This window comes from Chitinophaga sp. XS-30, from assembly GCF_008086345.1.
Classification (GTDB): domain Bacteria; phylum Bacteroidota; class Bacteroidia; order Chitinophagales; family Chitinophagaceae; genus Chitinophaga.
This window is the reverse complement of the sequence record NZ_CP043006.1, coordinates 2492520-2510354: the sequence shown is the minus strand read 5'-3', so window position 1 is coordinate 2510354 and position 17835 is coordinate 2492520. Positions and strand designations below refer to the sequence as shown.

Below are 17835 nucleotides of genomic sequence, written 5' to 3'. Positions count from 1 at the left end.
TGCGATATAAGTATGGTCCATTCAAAAAGCCTTCGTTCACCTCGTATCGATGGTCAGGTGCACAAAGAACTCCGTAGCCGTCTGCCTGATGCTCAGCTCATGCTTGCGGGGGTACAACAATGCCAGTCTGCGTTTCACATTATTCAGGCCAATGCCCAGGCTGGCTTTTTCCGGATCGTTCTCCGGCCTTGGATGCACGCTGTTGTAGGCATCGAAATAGATATGGTCCGCATCGCAGGAAAGCGATACCACTATCCAGGAGCGCTTCCGCAAACTGATGCCGTGCTTGAAAGCATTTTCCACGAAGGGGATCAGCAGCATCGGTGCAATGGTATGATCATAATCATCTTCCTCAACATTCACCTCTATTTTGATATCTTCCGAGGCCTGCGTCCGCAGGCGCTGTAAAGCCACATAATTTTGCAGATAAGCGATCTCCTTGCCCAGCTCTATCTTCTCCAGATGATTCTCATGCAGCATGAAGCGCATCATATCGCCCAGCCGCTGCACCCCTTCGCTGGTGCGCGGTGCATTCTCCTGCAGGGCGGTGCCATACAGGGTATTCAATGCATTGAAAAGGAAATGAGGGTTGATCTGGGAGCGCAGAAAGTCCAGATTGGCGGAAGAACGACCCAGCGCCTTCTCCAGGGTCAACACCTCATCCTTGCGTGTCAGTCGCATTTTATAAAGCCACCAGGCCAGCGGCAGCACAAATACGAGCAAGCCGAAACCGTAGATAAAGAAACTGGTGATGATCATATGCGAGTGCCTTCCGCTTCCTATGCCAAAGAGAAAAGCCGCGAGAAACGAAAAGCCCAGCACCACGAGCATCAGCCGCATCGTCAACGTCCCTTTCCGGCGGTCGGCCATAAAGGGTGGGTAAACGTATAACTGCAGCACCAGGTAGGCGGTCATATAAACCGGCCCCATCCAGAAGACCAGGTCCCATTCCGCCCTTCGCCAGTTGAATACAGGTTCCAGCACGATCATGATGCAAACCCACAACACTGCCATCACCTGTACTTCCAGCGGCACTTTTTTCCATACCTGCTTTTCCACCAGCCGGTCGTGGAAATAGCGGAAATACACATATTTGACGGCATAGTAAAAACTGTAAAGAATAGCGCCCATCAGCGTGAGACCCAATGCCCTTGCGGCGCAATAGCTATGAAAATCAGCTATAGGCCGGTACGCCAGCATGAACCCGTAATAATAACTGGTTGCCACCATCGTCATCAGAAAGAACAGCAAAAAAGTGGCGATCGCCATCGGTACGCCCGACCAGAATTGCTTTTTCTCCAGGAACAGCGGTACGATCAGATGATTGATCAGCAAAAAGGAGATGTAACCGAATGTGGCCACGGTGAGCCTGGGCAGCATATGGTGAATGAATGGATCATAAGCCATATCATTCCGCTCGAAAGCATTGACATAACCGCCGCGCCAGGCGTATGTGCCGTGGTACAGGGAGGGGAAGAACAACGCGAATACAAACAACAGGTACACTCCGGTCACGATCCAGAATTCTATTTTCCTGATCTTTTCCATGCAGATAATATTTAATGCAATAATAGCAAACATCGGGGCTGCCAGATACGAAATGGGATGAATATACCGGATGACGGGATGAATTGTGTTTTTCATACCTTTGTACCCGTTTAATAACCGGCATTTCAATGGCAAAAGTAAAAACAGGCTTCGTACAGATGAGTTGCTCTGCAGATAAAGCGGAGAACCTGGCAAAAGCCATCAGCAAAGTAAGAGAAGCGGCAGCCAAAGGCGCGCAGGTGATCTGCCTGCAGGAGCTGTTCACTTCTCTCTATTTCTGCGATGTGGAAGATTATGACAATTTCAGTCTGGCAGAACCGGTCCCGGGCCCCTCTACGGAAGCGCTGGGCAAAGTGGCGGCCGAACTGGGCGTGGTGATCATCGCCTCCCTCTTCGAGAAACGCGCCGAAGGGCTGTACCATAATACCACCGCCGTACTGGACGCGGATGGCAAATACCTCGGCAAATACCGTAAAATGCATATCCCGGACGATCCGGCCTACTACGAGAAATTCTATTTCACTCCCGGGGACCTGGGATATAAGGTCTTCCAGACAAAGTTTGCGAAGATCGGCGTGCTGATCTGCTGGGACCAGTGGTACCCGGAAGCGGCACGGATCACGGCGCTGATGGGTGCGGAGATACTGTTCTACCCTACCGCCATCGGCTGGGCCACCAGTCAGGATGAAGCCACGAACACCGAGCAATACAATGCCTGGCAGACGATGCAGCGCAGCCATGCCGTCGCCAACGGTGTGCATGTGGTGAGCGTGAACCGCGTGGGCTTTGAACAAAACGGGCAGATGAAATTCTGGGGCGGCTCCTTCATCGCCAATCCCTTCGGCTCCATCATCCACCAAAGCTCGCATGAAGCGGAAGAAGTGGTGGTGCAGGAACTGGACCTTTCCAAGACCGACCGCTACCGCACGCACTGGCCTTTCCTGCGCGACAGGCGCATCGATTCCTACCAGCCTATTACCAAAAGATATATCGACGACGAAGCATGACGCATCCCACACCGCAGCAACTGGGCTATTATTTTCCCGCTGAATTTCATCCGCATGAAGCCACCTGGCTGAGCTGGCCCCACAAAGAAGCCAGCTGGCCCGGGAAGATCCATACCATCTTTCCCCATTACAGCCGCTTTGTAAAATACCTGGCGGACAGTGAGAAAGTGCGCATCAATGTGGCGGATGAAGCCATGAAGACCTTTGCCACCGGGCACCTGCAAACAGCCGGGGTGAACCTTGCCAATGTGGAGTTCTTTTTCCATCCCACTAATGATGCCTGGTGCCGGGACCATGGGCCCGCATTCCTCATCAACCCGGATGCCGTGCAAAAGAAAGCGGTGGTAGACTGGGACTACAATGCCTGGGGCGGCAAATACCCGCCATTCGACCTGGATGATGTGGTGCCTACCCTCATCGCCAACCATTATTCCCTGCCGGTGTACCATCCCGGCATTATCATGGAAGGCGGCTCCGTGGAATTCAACGGCAAAGGCACCATCCTCACCTCCACCTGCTGCCTGCTGAACGAGAACCGCAACCCGCATCTCAACCGGGAGCAGCTGGAAAATTACCTGCATGCATATTACGGCGCAAAGCAGGTGTTATGGGTGGAAGATGGCATTGTTGGGGATGATACGGACGGGCATATCGATGATACCATCCGTTTTGTGAATGAGGATACGGTACTGACCGTTGTGGAAACCGACAAACAGGATGAAAACTACGGTCTGTTGCAGCAAAACCTCCGTCAGCTGCAGCAAATGCGCCTGCTGAACGGCAAACAGCTCAACATCGTGGAGCTGCCCATGCCGGATGCTGTGATCTGGGAAGACCAGCGCCTGCCGGCTTCTTATGCCAACTTTTATATCAGCAACAAATATGTGATCGTGCCGGTTTTCCAGTGTAAAAAAGATGACCTGGCACTGGAGATCATTGCCGGCTGTTTTAAGGACCGGGAAGTAGTGGGCATTGATTCCACGGATATCATCTGGGGGTTGGGCAGCTTTCATTGCCTGAGCCAGCAGGAGCCGGCAGTATAGATAATTATATCCGGACCGGATGAGGGCTTTACGGGTTAAAAATGACAGAATGCGGTACTGTTGTTAAATCTCTTCAAACCAACTCCCCATAAAGGCTACAGCAGGATATGAGACATCCGCCGCCCGGACGGATGCGCAGCCATTCCCCTTTCCGGGATTTTTTGGCACGACCATTGTTTTATTTAGTGTGAACTAAAGCCCTCAATCATGAAAAACGTAATTATTGCAGCCTCCCTGATCGGTGCTGCAGCAGCTGGTGTTATATTGTACATGCGCAATCGCGACCGTGCAGATGCAGCATTGGAAAGTGTAAAAGATGCTGCGAAGAACGCCTACAAAAAGATGGATAAATTCACCCGTAAAGCGGGCAGAAAGGCCAATCATGTTGCGAAAGAAGCGATGGCTTAGTATCCATTCATATATGCAAACGGCTCTCTTTCACATCGAAGGGAGCCGTTTGCATGTATTGTTATGGCGCCCCCAATGACTGATAAATGGCAATTACGTGATTAAAATCATTGGCATGCTTCGCAATGTTCCCTTATTTTTGGGATATGAATACTCAAGTTAAGGCAAGACAAAGTGTAAACTGGCTGCACGAACTGGACTTTATAGGCATTCACCTGGTTCCTTTCCTGGCTTTTTTTACCCATGTGACAACTTTCGACTGGATATTATGCGCAGCATTGTACGTTGTGCGCATGTTCTTTGTGACCGGTGGCTATCACCGTTATTTCTCACACCGATCGTTCAAGACCTCGCGGTTCTTCCAATTCATACTCGCATTCGGCGCCCAGACCAGCTTCCAGAAGGGAGCGATCTGGTGGGCAGCCAATCACCGCATCCATCACAAACACAGCGATACACCGGAAGACCCCCATTCCGCCAAGATCTACGGCTTCTGGTATGCCCATATAGGGTGGATCATGGGACCGGAGCACAAACCTACCCGGTTCGACCTGATCAAGGATATCAAGGATAAAGAGATCTTCTGGCTGAATAAATATCATTTTGTACCGCCGCTGATCCTCGCCGTAGTGGTCTATTTCATCGGCAACAAAGTGAACGGCACGGGCTGGTTCGACTGGTCTGCCGGGCTTTCGACGCTGTTCATCGGGTTCTTCCTGAGCACCATCCTGCTGTTCCACGGTACATTCACCATCAACTCTCTCATGCACAAGATCGGCAAGCCGCGTTACAAAACCGGCGATGAATCCCGCAACAGCCTGGTACTGGCGCTGGTCACACTGGGCGAAGGCTGGCATAACAACCACCACTACTACCAGAGCGCGGCGCGGCAGGGCTTTTACTGGTGGGAGATCGACATCACCTATTATGTGCTGAGGATGCTCGGCTGGATGGGCCTGATATGGGATATCCGCGGCGTTCCCCATAAAGTGAAGGAGAATAATAAATTGGATCAGGGAACTCCGCAAAATAAAGCGGAAGCAATAGAAGTGTAGTACATCAACAATATTCGAAGGAAACGTGGCCTGCGGCAGCCTGATGCGGAAACGTAGTGTGTAATAAAAGAAAACCGGAGGGCTAATGTGGCGTAGTACGTAAACACAACAATATTCAAAAAACCGGCTGATCTGCATACTGCATTTCAGCCGGTTTTTCTTTTACCTACTCGGATAAAGAGAAGGGTTTATCTTCTTCCGCAAGCCCCCGGTCCAACGCAGGCTGTGGCCCCATCTGCAACACCAGCTTTCCGCCGTTCACAATATCCGCATGCCGGATCCAGTGGCGCGTGTATGGCTGCCCGTTAAGGGTCGCGGACTGGATGTAAACATTATCAGGACCATTGTTCACCGCCTCAATGACGAATTGCCGGCCGTTTTCCAGCGTCAGCGTTGCTTTCGGAAAAACAGGGCTGCCGATCACATACTGGTCCGTACCCGGACAAACCGCATACAATCCCAATGCGCTCATCACGTACCAGGAGGAAGTCTGCCCCTGGTCCTCATCACCCGGGTAACCCGCCGGGGACGCATTGTAGAGCCTGCGCATCACATTGCGTACATGATACTGCGTTTTCCAGGGCTGGCCGGCATAACAATACAGGTACACCATATGCTGGATCGGCTGGTTGCCGTGCGCATACTGGCCCATATCCGCTTTAACCATTTCCGTCATCTCATGGATCATCGATCCATAAGAACCTACATTCACTTTATTCGGCACCGAGAATACGGAATCCAGCTTTGCTATAAAACGCGCATCGCCGCCCATGAGCCGGATCAGGCCTTTCACGTCATGGAATACAGACCATACCCAATGCCAGGCATTCCCTTCCACATACGGGCCGCCCCATTCATAGGGATCGAAATCCGGCATCCAGTTGCCCTCCTTGTCTTTCGCGCGCATAAAGCCCGTAGCGGGATCATAAACGTTGCGGTAATTATACATCTGCCGGGCAAATACCTGTTCATAAAAAGGATGCCCCGTTTCCTTCGCCAGCTGGTATCCGCAAAAATCATCATAGGCATATTCCAGGGTTTGCGATACGGGGCCGTAGGCTCCTTTTGTCTGCGGTACAAAACCCAGCTGGAAATATTCCTTCCAGCCCTGGCGGCCGTTGGCCGGTCCCCATGGCCCTTTATTCGTGGCTTCATGGAGATAAGCCTTCAGCGCCCGCTCAGGATCGAACGTACGGATACCTTTTACCCAGGCATCCGTCAGCAGTGAAATGGCATGATTGCCCACCATACTGCCGCCCTCATTCGGGAAAGACCAGGAAGGCAGCCAGCCGCATTGCTCCTGCGCCGCCAGCAAAGCCTGCATATAGCGCCCCTGCATAGTGGGATGCAGGATGTTGTTCAGCGGGAACTGGGCCCGGAAAGTATCCCAGAATCCATTATCCGTGTACATGTAACCACTATGGACTTTGCCGTCATACGGACTGTAATAATGCGGCTCTCCTTTTTCATTATACTCGAAGAACTGGTGAGAAAAGAGATTGGCGCGGAACAGGCAGGAATAAAAAGTAGCCTTGTCCGCTTCCGTGCCTCCTTCTACCTTCACCCGGTTGAACAGGGTATTCCAGGTCCGCTCCGCCACCGCTTTGGTATCTTCCAGTCTGGCATGCATGCCCAGCTCCTGCCGCAGCGTCAGCTCCGCCTGTTCCGGACTGATATAGGAAGAGGCTACTTTCATCTGCACCTTTGCTCCATCGCGGAAACGTACATAAGCGCCAACACCTTTTCCTTCCCGGTATTGTTCATCCGGCGTTATACCGTTCTTCTCGTTTTCCCAGGTACCGAATGCGGTGAAAGGCTGATCGAACAGGATCACGAAATAGTTGCGGAAGCCTTTGGGAATGTAACGGCCATTATTAACGTAACCCGTGATCTTTCTTTCCGCCGGATGGATCTTCACCTCACTCATGCGGATGTAGCCGTCCAATACAACATATGCCGCCTTCTTTTTCGGGAAAGAGAAGCGGAGCTGCGCACCTCTTTCCGTAGGTGACATTTCTGAAATGATGCCGTTATCGAACTTCACCCGGTAATAATAAGGATGGGCCGTTTCGTTGGCATGGCTGAATGCCGCCGCACGTTCATGCTCATCCACGATCAACGCGCCGCTCACCGGCATCAGGGAAAACACCGCATAGTCTTCCGACCAGGGGCTGCACTGGTGCGCCTGCTGGAAACCGCGGATCGTTCCGGTCTTATACTGATACTTCCATCCATTGCCATTCTTTCCCGTCTGGGGAGACCATGCGTTCATGCCGAACGGGAGCGAGGTGGTCGGGTAGGTATTACCGTTACTTAGTTTAAACTCCGAATCGGTGCCCTGCAAAGTACTCGCATATTGCGCAAGCGGCTGCTGTGCTTTTGCAGTGGTTACAGCCAAAAAAACGGCCAGCGTACATAATCTTCTAATAATCATCATCCTGGTTTGAAAGTATAATGATATAACAATGCCGGCTCGGAAAAAAGCACATTTTGACGGGCGGTTTGCTTATGTGTTGACATATAGCAATTTAAACAATACGTCAATACTCCTTTATAGTGAATTTAATGCATAACACATTGATAAAAAGTATTTTATGCAAAAATACCACGTTCGTTTTATATTGTTTTTAATTTTAATATTATATATTTGCATTATATATTTGATAACTAAAAAACGATAATTGAACACAGTATTCCACAGCATCGGAATAGTTGATTGTTAGCGAAGACATTAGCATTTTATTCCTGACGGTTTACATAATTATAATACCTATTTATCCCTCAATCCTATGAAAACACCTTTACGTACCGCGATGCGTGTACTACTTGCGTCCGGCATGCTCATGGCAGCATTTACGGCTAACGCCCAATTGAAAGTAGGCGACAGGCCCTACTCTATCAACAGAGCTTCTGTACTGGAACTGGAAAGCGACCGGCAGGGTTTGCTCCTCCCGCGTGTTCAGCCCGGCATGTTGACGACCGCACCATTAAATACCGCACCCGACGGTATGATCGTAGTAGTGGAAAATGCTACGCATCAGAACCAGACGCTTTATTTGCGGAAAGACGGGGCCTGGGTGAAGCTGGCTACGCTGGATGAAGCGGAAATGAACTGGAGCCGCGAAGGCAATACCGTTAATGATGCAACGGATTTCCTCGGCTCAAGGAACTCCGCTGCGCTGGTATTCAAGACCAATGATCTGGAAGCCATGCGTATTGATGCCACCGGTAACATCGGTATTGGCACCAATAATCCCACGGCCAAACTGGATGTGCTCGGGAATGGCCAGATCTCCGGCAACCTGCTGGTATCCGGCATTATTGCCGCCACTACCGGGCAGTTCTCGGGCGCGCTCAGCTCCAATTCCCTGAGCGTTGCGAATGGCGTGAATTTCGCCAACCTTGCTGCCAGCACCTCGCTGGTAAATGTACTGGTGATCGATCCCGTTACCGGTGATGTGAACCGCAGGCAGATGTCCGCGGCCGCATTCGACAATGCCATTTCCACCATGAACGGCTCCCAGGAAGCTATTCAGAGCTTTGCCACCGGTACTGCGGGAACAGATTTCAATGTGGCCACCCTGCTGGGTGTGCACACGTTCAATATCCCTACCGCAGGCACGGGCATCACCCGTGGTCTGCTGACCGAAGCGGACTGGGACAAACTCCAGGCTTCCCAGAAACAGGTGATCGCAGCGGCATTTTCCAATACGCCTGATGCCAACGGTTTAACGATCGGCGGTACAGATAATAATGAACTTTCGCTGCATGCTGCGGATGCCACCAATCCGGGCGGCGTATCCGTGGCCGCACAAACTTTCGGCGGTGAAAAAACCTTCCAGGACAAAGTTACCGCAGCAGCCGGCATTGATGTGGCCGGTGCCGCCAACCTGGCCGGTACAGCCACAATAGATGGTTTGCTGACGCTGAACACCGTGGATGCCACCGCTGCCACCGGGCCATATAACGTGCTTATACAAGGCGCAGGGAATGTGATCGAAAGAAGGCTGATAGATATTGCCGCATTGGAGAACGGCGTACAACGGATTTCCGACGGCACCAATAATACTATTGGCCCTGACATCACTTTCAACACCACTACCAACAATAACGATTTCGGTATTACCGTGGATGGCGTAGCGAAAACCGTCAGCTTCAACCTGCCCGATGCAAGCGGCGAAGCCGGTTCCGAAGCGCGTGGTGCAGTCAGCACTACTACACAATCCTTTGCGGGAGATAAGAGCTTTGCACAAAATGTAAATGTAGGCGCCACTACGGCAGGCAACTCCACATTACAGGTAACAGGTTCCATATCCATGGCTATCAAAACCGTGAATACAGATGGCTATCCGATCACGGACAAAGACCATACGATCCTTGTGGATGCAACATCCGCCGCCCTGACGGTAAACCTGCCGGCTGCAGTGGAAGGCCGCGTGTACACCATCAAAAAGATCGGCACCGGCGGTATTGACAATGAAGTGACCATCGCACCCAATGGCAGCGCCCAGGTGGAAGGCGGGCCAAACTATACCATCTATAACGACTGGACGTTCGTAACGCTTCAGTCAGATGGCACCAACTGGTATATCATCAGAAAATAATGCCATCGGGCAGCAGGAACGCCTGTCCATCGCAGCGTTCCTGCTGTTCCTTAATCTGTTACTATCCTATCCCTATATGTTATGAAGATCCTGACGGCCGCGTGTTGCGGCATCCTATCCGGCCTCACCGCCCTGCTTTCCCTCTCAGCTGCGGCACAGCAGCTGAAACTGGGCGACAACCCGTCCAATGTAAAAAAAGAAGCCATACTGGAACTGAACAGCTCCAACCAGGGCCTGCTGCTGCCCCGTGTGCTGAAAGCAGAGATACTCTCCGGCGGCAAATTGTTCAATGCAGACGATGGTATGCTGGTGTTTGTGAATGATGTATCCGAAAAAAGCCTGTATATCAGAAGGAACGGCGCCTGGGAGAAAGTAGGCGACATCTCCACCGCGCTTACCGGTGCGGTGACCGGTACCGGTACGGGCACCATTGCCACCACGATCACCGACAAGGCTGTGACCTATCCCAAGATACAGGACGTGAGCGCGCAATCACTCCTTGGCAGGCATGCAGCAACAGATGGCACGGTACAGGAGCTCACGCTCGGCACGGGACTGTTATTGAACAGCGGCAGCGGCCTGATCACTGCCGATGCCAATAATGCCATCTGGAATGCCAACAAACTGCAGGGCCGGAACATCGCTGCTACAGCCCCTGCTGCAAACGATGTGCTGAAATGGAACAATGCCACCAGCCTCTGGGAACCCGGCGCAGGCAGCGCTGCCGTTACCTTGACGGGGCCCGTTACCGGCTCCGGCACCGGCACCTTTGCCACCACCATCACCAACAAAGCGGTGACCTACAACAAAATACAGGATGTTACTTCCCAGTCGCTCCTCGGCCGCTACAGCACCGGCAACGGGGTTACCCAGGAAGTAAAGATCAGCACCGGACTATTGCTGAACAATACCACCGGTAACATGACGGCGGACTTCAACGCCAATATCTGGAACGCCAATAAACTGCAAAACCGGAATATTGCCGCTACCGCACCCACCGACGGACAGGTGCTCAAATGGAACAGCACCAATAACACCTGGCAGCCGGACCTGGATATGGATGGCGGCGCTACCTATGGCATACTGCCGGATAACAATATCGGCGGCGCGGACGCTCCCGATGCCAACAGTCGCATGAAGATATGGGCCAGTCCCGTTACCGGCACCGTACAGAGCGGCCCGCTGGGAACTGGCGCTCATTCCTGGAACGTGCTGTCCTTCCAGGGTGGCGGTTTTACGACACAGCTTTATTTCGACAAGAATACGCTGGCGCTGAAGGAATGGGGCGGTAATGCAGCGCCGCTCACCACCAATGCCGGCAATACCTGGTACAAAGTGGTGACCACGCATGGCGATAACAACTTCACGGACGGAGGGCTCGTCTTCGCCGGAAAAAGCAGCGATGCCAGCACCGAAGTGCGGCAGAATGCGGCACACCTGTTCTGGAATAATACGGATGAAAGACTGGGCGTAGGTACCGATGCCCCCACCAGTACCGTGCATGTAGAGGGTTCCTTGGCCACCGGTGTAACCACGTTGAGCAATACAGCCAATGTAACGTTGAATGAAAGCCATTTTACGGTAGTCATGCGCAAAACAGGGAATAACGGCACCAATTATACCGTCACCCTGCCGAATGCAACAACCTGTACCGGCCGGATATACTACATCACGCGGGATTTTGCCAATGGCTGGGGAGCGGTGAATGTTTCCGGCAGCGGCGGGCAATTCACGACAAGACAATTATGGAATAATGCGGAAGTTTTAGGTGTACAGTCCATCGGGAACAGATGGATCACGATATCCTATACCAACTAAACAACATGAGATCATTTATACCGGTATTTCTTCTTCTTTTGTGCTGCGCCAGCGACAGCTTCGCCCAGCAGGGCATTTACATCCCTGCAGAAGGCAAGGTATGCGCAACAGGCGCTCTTCCGGTAACGTTTTATCTCAATACACGGAACGATGGTTCCTTCGGTTCGAAGCCCGGTGCGACGATATATTTCCTCGGCCAGCAATGGACTAACGGTAACGGCGCTTCGCTTTCAGACGAGGGCGGTACCGGTGGTATATTCCGGTTCTCCGGCAATAACCCCCTGTACGGCTCCGCGGGCCGCCAGTTGCTCTTTGGAGGATATAATGCGGCTTCCGGCAGCGGCAGCAGTTTTCCCAGTCTCACCGTAGACAATCCTGACGGCATTGAGCTGGGTGATCTGAACGATCTGAAGGTCCGCAATACACTGCACTTCCAGAATGGGCATATTTTCCTGAACGGCTGGAACCTGGTGGTGGGAGATCATGCGCCCGGTCAGATCACCGGTTATAGTGACAGAAGGTTTGTGGTGACGGGAGGGGGCATTGCGGGAGGGTTCCTGTACCGGGAACAGCTCGGCAGCCCCTCCGGCAACGTGGTGTTCCCCGTAGGCACAGCGCCCGGCAGCTATTCTCCTGTAGCCATTCACAACAGCGGAGCAGCGGATGTGTTCCGGGCCCGGGTGTTCGACAATGTGTATAATCATGCGATCACCGGCGCCGCCATGCAGGACACCTTCATTCACAAAACATGGAACATCGGCCGTAACCACGTGGGTAATGGTCATACACGGATATCCTTCCAGCATACCGATGCGGAAGAAATGCCATCCTACCGGGATAACCGGCAGAGCAGCTTCCTGAACCGCTATGATGATCCGTATTGGGTAGCACAATCCGGCACCGTTGCTGCCGAAGGCGATCTTACCACATACCCGCTGCAACAACCCGCCACCATGCATACCCAGCAGCTTGAGGCCGGCATGCGCATCAATGAATATTTCTCCAAATCAACAAGGATCGCAACACCCGGACCGCAGATCAAATGGGTGCGTTTCGATGCCAACCGGCTTTCTCCATCGCAGGTGGGCTTGTTGTGGACCACATGGTATGAGGTGAATAACGATCGCTTCGAGGTGGAGAGAAGGCTGGAAACAGAAAACACGTTCACTACGGTGGGCGTAGTGCCAACACGGGCCATCAACGGCAACAGCCTTCGTTTGCTGGATTACAATACTGTTGATCATAACAACTTCCAGGGATGGAGTTATTATCGCATAAAAGCGGTATTACGCAACGGGAATGTGGAGTACTCCGATATACGGCCCGTTCCCCCGATGAAACAGGTGGAGATCTTCCCCAACCCGAACTACGGGCACTTCAAGGTGCGCATCAGCGGCGTGCGTACCGCCATGCGCATGCAGATCACCAATGCATGGGGACAAATACTGCGGCAGTATGATATCGATCAGGAAGGAGATATATCCGTAACCGGTCTCCCGGCAGCTACCTACTTCCTCGTGATCATGCACAAGGGTACACAGGTGGTCATGCATACCGCCAAGATCGTTGTACTGAAATAATGGCTGAGGGTCAGGCGTCACAAAAAAGGCTGCACCTTTCCGGTACAGCCTTAGACGCTTTGCGTCAACAGTTTTCTTGAATGGAGCAACCCAGTTAGGCGATACTAACTGAAGGTTTCCATGAATATCCTGTAGATTGCATGAATACCTCCTTTTTTTTGATGAACACTGAAATTACGGCTTTCATCCACATCAGGCCGTCAAGAATATGTTAAAAAAGATCAGCCCTGATCCGTTTTATGCAGCCGGAGCGCCTTCACCAGCAAAGGCAAACCCATTCCCTGCACCACCAGCGTGATCAGTACCACCACTATGGCAATGAAAATGATGGTATGCCTTTCCGGGAACGGCGTGCCGTCGCTCAGGCGATGCGGCAATGCCAGGGCGGTAGCCAGGGAAACGATGCCCCGCATGCCGGACCAGCCGATAATGAGACAGTTCTTCCAGTCCAGCAACGCCCTTTTGTTCTTCCGGGTATTCTTTTTTCGAAAGGCGTTCTGCAGGCCGATATGCTGCAGATACACCCGGCCCATGCGGATCACGAGGGTAACGAGGCAGATCAGGAAACTGTAACCGATCAGCGGCAGGATGTCCTCATGATCTATGCTTTCGATCACATAGGGAAATTCCAGGCCGATGAGGATAAATATCAGCCCGTTCAGGAGAAAGATGATGATATCCCAAATGGCTTTCGACTGCACCTTGGTTTGCTCGGGTATTGTTTTGGGCATGACCAGGGATACCATGATAGCGCCGGTGACCACGGCAATAACGCCGGAAACACCCAGGGTCTCCGCCAGCAGGTAGGCCACAAAGGGCATCAGCAGCGTGAGGCTAATAGCTACTATGTGATCGTCTTTTACACGCTTCAGGATAAAGCCCAGGAACCGCCCCAGCATCCATCCGATGAAACAGCCCCCCAGGATCAACCCCACGAACTCCAGCGAGGCTTTCCACAGTACGAACGATGTACCTGCTACAGCTGCTACGGCAAAACGGTAAGCAATAAGCCCGGAAGCATCGTTGATAAGGCTCTCTCCTTCCAGGATGGTAATGGTCTTATGCGGCAGGCCCAGCCCTTTGGTGATGCTCATGGCAGCAACAGCGTCCGTAGCCGAGAGGATGGCGCCGAGGGCAAAGGCCAGCGGCCAGGTCATCCCGGGGATGACATAATAGGCTGTAACGGCAATACCGGCGGTGGTGAGGAACACGAGGGCAAAGGCCAGTGTGCTGATCATCCTGAAGTTGTTCCGGAACTCGGGCAGTGAGATATTGAACGCCGCGTCGTACAGGAGCGGGGGAAGGAAGATCAGGAAGATGATCTCGGGGTTGATGATGATCTGCGGCATTCCGGGTATGAAGCCGATGGCGATACCTGCCGTGACGAGCAGCACGGGGTATGGCAACCTTATTTTGTCTGCCATGGCAGACAGACCTATCATGATGGCGAGGATAAAAATAACAATGCTGTAGTTCTCCATACTTTTTGCGGTTGAAGGGCCAGGCAAATTTAATTTTTTCGGGAACGGATGATCCCGGACCGGCTAAAAATATCAGGCTGTTCAGTTTTCCTGAAAATGCTGCTAAAACGATTAAGGATAATTTAATCAATAAAATACAAACAAACAGCGCTATTTTTTGATAATTATTCTTATCTTATCGATTGCAATTAAATAATATCAAATAACCCAATCCTATCTCTTTTCATTTTTTATTGCTCACGTTAATGAAAAAACAAACACATGAAAGCAAATCTCAACATGCTGCCCCTGGTAGTATTCGGCCTCCTGGCCGGTTCCTGCACAAAGCAGGACGCCCCTGAAGAAAAGCTGAGCGCTTCCACGCTGGATCAGCAATCCGCTGCCGTTGGCATCGCGGCTATCAACAGTTCTTTTTCCGTCAACTGGAACGGCTATCCGCACCAAAGCACGTACACCTCTTCCCAGGCGGCGGCTGATTTTGGCAATGTCAGCGGATGGAACCAGTCCCGCGCCATGATCTCCAATGGCAACCTGCGCGTTACCCTGCTAAAAAATGCCCTCTCCGGCGCCGGTGGCCTCATTTCCAACATCGACATCTCGGATGGCTCCGCCTATGAGCTTGATTTTACCATCCGGTTCCACAGCGCATTCGACTGGAGCCGCGGCGGCAAGATCGGCTTCGGCTTCTCCATCGGTGATGGCAATACCGGCGGCGACCCCGCCTGGGACGGCAATGGCGGCACCCTCCGCATGATGTGGTACCAGAACAATTCCGGCCGCGTGTACTTTCAGCCCTATGTGTACTATCGCGACCAGTCCGGACAATTCGGGGAGACCTGGGGCCTCACTTATCCCTCCAGCGGCAGCCTCAACAGGGGGCAGACCTACCATGTGCATATGTATATCAAAAGCAACACCGGCAGCAGCACCAACGGCCGCGCACAGATCCTCATCGACGGCAATGTACTGCTGGATAAGACCATCCGCTGGACGACGAATGACAGCAAACGCCTGATCCGGATGCTCACCTTCCACACCTTCCGCGGCGGCAGCCAGTCGTACTGGGAATCATCATCAGACGGATATATTTATTACGATGATCTGGTGGTGAACAAACTGGCGAATTGATGTATGGACTGATCAACAGATAAGCGCGCCGGTGACCGGGATGCCTCCATCCCGGTAAAACCAGCACCGGTGAGCCAGCCTGACAGCACTGATAACAGCAGCGGCCACGCCCCGGCCGCTGCTGCTTTCTCTGATGACCGGAGAAACCACAAAACAGCAGAAAATCATGGTCCCCCCCGCCACTGCCGCCTCTTCCCCGCTGATCATATATCCGGAAAGCTCTGGCAGGTATTTGTTAAATTAGCCCAACAATCATCCTGCTATGTATCGTTTTCTATTCCTCCTGTTGCTTCCCTTTTCGTTGACAAGCCTTGCCCAGCAAACCCAGAAACCGCCGCTTCATGGCAAACACTGGATGGCCATTACCGGCAAACCGCTGGCAGCCACTGCCGGCGCTATGATCTTCCAGCGCGGCGGCAATGCGGTGGATGCGGCCTGCGCCATGCTCGCGGCAACCTGCACCATGTGGGACGTACTGAGCTGGGGCGGGGAAACACAAGCGCTGATCTATCATCCCGAAACCGGGAAGGTGATCGCCATCAACGCATTGGGTGTAGCGCCCACCGGCGCCACGCCGGAGTTCTACAAACAGAAAGGGTACAACTTCCCCCCGGAATACGGCCCCCTCGCAGCCGTAACCCCCGGCACCCCCGGCGGTATCTGCCACATGCTGGCGGAATATGGCAAACTCAGCCTTAAGGAAGTACTGGCCCCCGCCATGGAAATGGCTGCCGGCTACCCTATCGACGCACAGACTGCTAACAGCATCGAACGGGGAAAAGACCGCATCAGGGAATGGCCATACAGCAAAAAAGTTTTCCTTACCCATCCCGGAGAAAAAAGGGAAGCGCCTGAAGCCGGGGAGATATTCGTGCAGAAAGACCTGCTGGCTACGCTGACCAAAATGGTGGAAGCCGAACAGGAGGCCCTGCGCAACCACAAAAGCCGGAAAGAGGCCATTATGGCGGCGTACGACCGGTTCTACAAAGGGGACATTGCCCGGGAATTCGTCAGGGGATGCCGGGAGCAGGGCGGCCTCATTACGATGGAGGACCTGGCCAACTGGAAACCCCTTGAAGAAGAACCGCTGCATGTCAATTACAAAGGCATTGATGTGTACAAACTGCAGGAGTGGACCCAGGGCCCCGTGCTCCTGCAAAGCCTCAACATGCTGGAGCAATTCGACCTCAAAGGCATGGGCTACAATTCCGCTCCCTACATCCATACCCTCTACCAGACCATGAACCTTGCTTTTGCGGATCGGGACTTTTACTACGGCGATCCGTACTTCAACAAGCATTCCGCTATAAAAGGACTGCTGAGCAAAGACTATGCAAAGGAAAGGGCCAGGCTCATCCGGCCGGACCGGAACGATCCTGCACCCTCCCCCGGCGATCCCTACAAATACCTGGGAACCGCCAATCCCGTATTACATCTGCTGGAACAAAGGCATTTACTGACCGATTCCACCAATCAATATAAACCCGGACAAGCCACCCCCAAGCACGATGCCACGGCTTTCAACAACACCGGAGCCGACAGTGCGTGGCACGACCGGCTCTGGCGCGGCACCACCAGCGTGGAAGCCGCCGACGCAGAAGGCTGGGTGGTGTCCATTACCCCCAGCGGCGGATGGATACCGGCCTGCATCGCGGGCCGCACGGGTGTGGGCATGAGCCAGCGCCTCCAGAGCTTTGTGCTGGATTCCGTGCTCAGCCCCTTCAACGTCATTGCGCCGGGCAAACGCCCCCGGGTTACGCTTACGCCTTCCATGGCGCTGAAAAACGGGAAACCGTTCCTGTCTTTCGCCGTACAGGGTGGTGATACGCAGGACCAGAACCTGCTGCAATTCTTCCTCAATGTGGTGGAATTTGATATGACCGTGCAGCAGGCAGCCGAAGCGGCAAATATCAACAGCGACCAGTTATGGCTGTCACTCGGCGGCACTTCATTCAAAGACCGCCGCCCGCAGCCGGGCGGCATCCTGGTAAGCAACTCCACACCGGAGGCTGTCCGCAAAGCGCTGACGGCAATGGGCTACAAACTCAGCGTACGCCAGCGCACCAGCGGCCCCATCAATGCCATCTTCTTTGACCGTGAGCATGGGAGCCTTTGGGGCGGCAGCAGCAATCATGGGGAAGATTACGGCATCGGCTGGTAATC

Annotated in this window: 12 protein-coding genes; 9 read left to right on the top strand and 3 right to left on the bottom strand. The window is 53.0% G+C overall.

The window, feature by feature from the left end:
* Positions 1–36 precede the first annotated feature (36 nt).
* A complete protein-coding gene (locus FW415_RS10310; RefSeq protein WP_210420856.1) occupies positions 37–1548 on the bottom strand; it encodes a sensor histidine kinase in 1512 nt (503 codons plus the stop codon).
* 128 nt (positions 1549–1676) lie between these two features.
* On the opposite strand from FW415_RS10310, the gene FW415_RS10305 reads away from it, so the two are divergent.
* From FW415_RS10305 to FW415_RS10290, 4 genes are all read left to right on the top strand, one after another.
* Entirely contained in the window at positions 1677–2555 is an 879-nt protein-coding gene (locus tag FW415_RS10305) for a carbon-nitrogen hydrolase (protein ID WP_148384459.1), read from the top strand.
* Positions 2552–3598, top strand: coding sequence for an agmatine/peptidylarginine deiminase (locus FW415_RS10300; protein ID WP_148384457.1), 1047 nt, complete (start codon positions 2552–2554; stop codon positions 3596–3598). The genes FW415_RS10305 and FW415_RS10300 overlap by 4 nt, the downstream gene beginning before the upstream one ends.
* A gap of 207 nt (positions 3599–3805) precedes the next feature.
* Entirely contained in the window at positions 3806–4006 is a 201-nt protein-coding gene (locus tag FW415_RS10295) for a hypothetical protein (protein WP_148384455.1), read from the top strand.
* A 146-nt stretch (positions 4007–4152) separates the two neighbouring features.
* The gene (locus FW415_RS10290) at positions 4153–5061 is read left to right on the top strand and encodes an acyl-CoA desaturase (RefSeq protein WP_148384453.1); all 909 of its coding nucleotides are present in this window, start codon (positions 4153–4155) and stop codon (positions 5059–5061) included.
* Positions 5062–5227: 166 nt separating this feature from the next.
* Here FW415_RS10290 and FW415_RS10285 read toward each other — a convergent pair whose 3' ends face one another.
* On the bottom strand, positions 5228–7498 hold the full coding sequence (locus FW415_RS10285) for a GH92 family glycosyl hydrolase (RefSeq protein WP_246859000.1): 2271 nt from the start codon (positions 7496–7498) through the stop codon (positions 5228–5230).
* A gap of 352 nt (positions 7499–7850) precedes the next feature.
* Here FW415_RS10285 and FW415_RS10280 point away from each other — a divergent pair, with 352 nt between their 5' ends.
* From FW415_RS10280 to FW415_RS10270, 3 genes are all read left to right on the top strand, one after another.
* Positions 7851–9665, top strand: coding sequence for a hypothetical protein (locus tag FW415_RS10280; RefSeq protein WP_148384451.1), 1815 nt, complete (start codon positions 7851–7853; stop codon positions 9663–9665).
* A gap of 81 nt (positions 9666–9746) precedes the next feature.
* Positions 9747–11483 carry a hypothetical protein gene (locus FW415_RS10275; RefSeq protein ID WP_148384449.1) on the top strand — a complete coding sequence of 579 codons (1737 nt, stop codon included), beginning with the start codon at positions 9747–9749 and terminating at the stop codon, positions 11481–11483.
* 5 nt (positions 11484–11488) lie between these two features.
* Positions 11489–13063 (top strand): T9SS type A sorting domain-containing protein, encoded by a 1575-nt coding sequence (locus FW415_RS10270; protein ID WP_168208758.1) that lies wholly within the window; start codon positions 11489–11491, stop codon positions 13061–13063.
* A 221-nt stretch (positions 13064–13284) separates the two neighbouring features.
* On the opposite strand, the gene FW415_RS10265 is transcribed toward FW415_RS10270, so the two are convergent.
* The gene (locus tag FW415_RS10265) at positions 13285–14544 is read right to left on the bottom strand and encodes a Na+/H+ antiporter (protein WP_148384445.1); all 1260 of its coding nucleotides are present in this window, start codon (positions 14542–14544) and stop codon (positions 13285–13287) included.
* A 261-nt stretch (positions 14545–14805) separates the two neighbouring features.
* Here FW415_RS10265 and FW415_RS10260 point away from each other — a divergent pair, with 261 nt between their 5' ends.
* A complete protein-coding gene (locus FW415_RS10260; protein WP_148384443.1) occupies positions 14806–15672 on the top strand; it encodes a polysaccharide lyase in 867 nt (288 codons plus the stop codon).
* Positions 15673–15934: 262 nt separating this feature from the next.
* Positions 15935–17833, top strand: coding sequence for a gamma-glutamyltransferase family protein (locus FW415_RS10255; RefSeq protein ID WP_148384441.1), 1899 nt, complete (start codon positions 15935–15937; stop codon positions 17831–17833).
* Positions 17834–17835: the final 2 nt, after the last annotated feature.